This window comes from Lacrimispora amygdalina, from assembly GCF_003432035.1.
GTDB classification, from domain to species: Bacteria; Bacillota; Clostridia; order Lachnospirales; family Lachnospiraceae; genus Lacrimispora; species Lacrimispora amygdalina.
Genome location: NZ_QOHO01000141.1, coordinates 1 through 3,477, shown reverse-complemented (window position 1 = coordinate 3,477; position 3,477 = coordinate 1). Strand labels below are relative to the sequence as shown.

General features: G+C 41.6%; 3 protein-coding genes. All 3 read left to right on the top strand.

Annotation, left to right across the window (positions count from 1 at the left end; translation table 11 throughout):
* Positions 1–485 precede the first annotated feature (485 nt).
* The 3 genes from DS742_RS28185 (at position 486) to DS742_RS28175 (ending at position 3,467) form a co-directional block, all read left to right on the top strand.
* Positions 486–1,193 (top strand): FadR/GntR family transcriptional regulator, encoded by a 708-nt coding sequence (locus DS742_RS28185; RefSeq protein ID WP_117420221.1) that lies wholly within the window; start codon positions 486–488, stop codon positions 1,191–1,193.
* On the top strand, positions 1,190–2,533 hold the full coding sequence (locus tag DS742_RS28180; protein WP_117420220.1) for an ABC transporter substrate-binding protein: 1,344 nt from the start codon (positions 1,190–1,192) through the stop codon (positions 2,531–2,533). The genes DS742_RS28185 and DS742_RS28180 overlap by 4 nt, the downstream gene beginning before the upstream one ends.
* Before the next feature lie 61 nt (positions 2,534–2,594).
* Positions 2,595–3,467 (top strand): carbohydrate ABC transporter permease, encoded by an 873-nt coding sequence (locus DS742_RS28175; RefSeq protein ID WP_117420219.1) that lies wholly within the window; start codon positions 2,595–2,597, stop codon positions 3,465–3,467.
* Positions 3,468–3,477: the final 10 nt, after the last annotated feature.

The following is a 3,477-nucleotide window of genomic DNA, read 5'->3' as shown; positions in this document are numbered from 1 at the left end:
TCCAGAACTATAAATAGATACTAAAATAGTGAAAATGCTTTTTCAATAAAAAAGAAGGGGATTTTCAGAATATTTCAAAATGATATAAATAATACTATAATTAGCAAAAAAATAATGAATTAAATATGTAAAATTAAAAAGTAACTGTGCAGCTTATTTAATGAAGTACTTCAAAAATCATTATTATAATTTCATCAATTTTTTGAAAAAAAGATTTAAAACAATAAACAACATACCAATTGGTATGATCTATGTATTAAAGGTATGATGAATTTTTTTAATAAATTATACAATATGAACAAAAATGCATAGTGTAATTGTCATAATATGATGAAAAGTAAAATATTTACTAAAATCGTATTTACATACATCGTATGTTATGCTAGCATAAGGTCAGACGATAAATAAAATTTACCAAATACATGTGATTAGAAAAATAAAATATATGCAAAACGCCAATTGCGATTTTGATAAAGGAGAATGCCATGAGGAGAAATTCAGATCAGATGCAGAATATTGATGCGTTACCTATGGCCGTCGCACAAAAGGTAAAAACAATGATCATACAAAGAGAGATGAGGCCTGGAGACCGGCTGCCAACAGAAAAGGAACTGGCAGAACTTTTTGAGGTGAGTCGTTCTACTTTAAGAGAAGCCATGAAGTTTTTGAGAGCAGAAAATGTAGTGGTTATCCGCCAGGGCAGTGGTACTTTTATCAGCGCAGGAACCGGCATAGGAGATGACCCGCTGGGTCTGCACTTTACCAATCAAAAATATCTGATTCAAAATCTTTTTGAGACCCGTATGCTGATTGAACCTCAAATTGCAGGGCTGGCTGTGCAGCGGGCTACCCCCCAGGATATTAAAAATCTTGAAAGACTTGTTGAGGAGATGGAACGGATTCAAATTAACAGCGCTTCTACCGCGGAGATGGATGTCCAATTCCATACAGCCGTTGCAGAATGCACACATAATGAGGTGCTCATTCGGGTGGTTCCTATTATTAATGAATCTATCCGGCGCAGCCACGTAGAAACCCATAATGACCTGGAGAGCTTTAAACGGGCAAAACGAAGCCACAGGGGTATTTATAAAGCCATTGCCGACGGCAACTATATGGAAGCCAAATTTCTGGCCGAACGGCATGTATGGGATACATTAACTGATGTAAGGGAAAGGGAGGAACAAAAATGAAGAAAAGATTATTTGGAAAGGAAACAATGGCAGTTGCCATGGCGGTTCTTATGGCAGCAGGAGCAATGACGGGCTGTTCTTCGGGCGGCAAAGAGACAACGGAAGCGGCGGCAGAGACAACGGCAGCCACCACCGTGGCATCTGTGTCAAAGGAGGGACAGGCACCTGCCGATGAAATCAAACCTTGTGAAATCAAATTCCGTTACTGGGCAGACAATACAGATTATTCCCAGCTTATGCAGGACATCATTAAGAAATTTAATGCTGAAAACGGTAAGGGTATTACGGTTATTGGGGAAGAAAGTCCATGGGATGGAGGTGCTTATTCGGAGAATTTATTTAATGCAAAGATGGGTGGCGGAGATGTAGACTGTGCAACCTGGAAGCTCACTTCCACACCATTATTTGTTAATAACGGTCTTCTGGCTGACTTAACGCCGATGATTGATGCCTGGGATAAAAAATCTGATATTGATGAGAATATTTATAACATTATGGTAGAAGCTGGTGATATGCAGCGGATCTATGTAATGCCATGGAATATTCAGGTCCTTTATGTATATTACAGACCATCCATCTTCAAAAAGGCAGGAATTGAAGTGCCGAAGACCTATGAGGAATTTTTGCAGGCAATTGAAAAGTGCACCATGGATACCAATGGAGACGGAAAGACTGATATATACGGTTTTGGCATGAGAGGCGCAAAGGGAGGCCAGGAGCCATGGGGCAGCTTTATCTATGGACGGGGCGGCAGCTTTGAAGATCTGACGACTCCTGAAGCGGTTCAGGGCATGCAGGATTTTATTGATATTTATCAAAAAGGTTATGTACCACCTACAGCGACCAGTGATGGATTTAGCGAGATCATTGCCAATTTCCAGTCAGGGCTTGCAGCTATGACCATTCACCATACAGGCTCCAGCAAGGATATGGAAAAGCTATTGGGAGATGATGTTTCCGCTTTCCCATTCCCGGCAGGCAAGAGTCAGTGGACATCAATGGGTGATACGGAAACAGTTATATTTGAATCCTGTAAGAATAAACAGGCTGCCTTTGAGTGGGTATCTTATTTAGCCGCGGGGGAAGGTCAGAAAATGTGGTGTGAGGGAACCGGAAATGTTCCTGTAAGTAAGAGCGTTCAGGCGTCTGATTTCTTCCAGAACAACCGTTTTATGAAAGCATCTATTGACGGACAGGGTCATGCGGGTATCGTTCCGATTCTTGATACAACAACCGAATGGATTTCAAATATTTGGCCGAATACGGTGTCTCAGGCGCTGACTGGCAGCATTACAGCCAAACAGTGTATGCAGACCTTACAGGATGGACTTTATCAATAGCAGATTTATATGTCGGGGCTGCTTCGTATGCAGCCCCAACCAGTTAGGAGGGGAAATACAAATGGTTAAGAAACGGACGGTATGGCCGTATGTATTAGTTGCTCCGGCAGTGCTGATCATCCTGTGCGTGGTATTTATACCGGTTTTCAATGCAATTATTATGAGCTTCCAGAACTATGACCTCAGAAGACCGAAGCAGATTGCATTTAACGGGATTTCCAATTATTTGGCAGCGTGCAGGGATCCGCTTTTTCAGGGGGCTCTCATTCGGACCATAGTCTGGGTGGTGTGTGGTGTTGGTTTTCAGTTCCTGTTTGGTTTTATACTGGCTCTTTTTCTGAATAAGGAGTTTGCGGGGCGGGGAGTGATAAGGGCAGTCAGCATGATTCCCTGGGTAACACCGGGGGTTTTGATCGGGTTAATGTGGAGATGGATTTATGACGGTAACTTTGGCGTATTAAACGATCTGTTGGTAAAAACCCATTTAATAACCAATAAAATTCCGTTTCTTTCTCAGGTGACGACTGCGTTTCCCAGTGTCATTGTGACAATTATCTGGCAGGGAATTCCGTTCTTTTCGCTGATGCTTCTGGCGGCTTTGCAGGGAGTGTCCACTGAGATTTATGAAGCCGCTGACATCGACGGGGCATCTTTCTGGCAGAAATTATTTTATATAACAATTCCATCAATAAAAAACACCATTTATGTTACGGTACTGCTTCGTGTCATCTGGGTTGCCAATTCTGTAGATGTGATCTTTAACATGACAGAAGGGGGACCGGCTTATTCGACTCAGACGCTCAGTGTTTATATTTTCAATAAGGGAAATGCATTAAATCTGGGTTACGCATCTGCAATGGCAATATTGCTGGCAGTGCTTCTTTTGTTTGCTTCAGTTCCATATTTAAGAATGAACTTTAAAGAGTCCAGCTAAGAAATGTCAA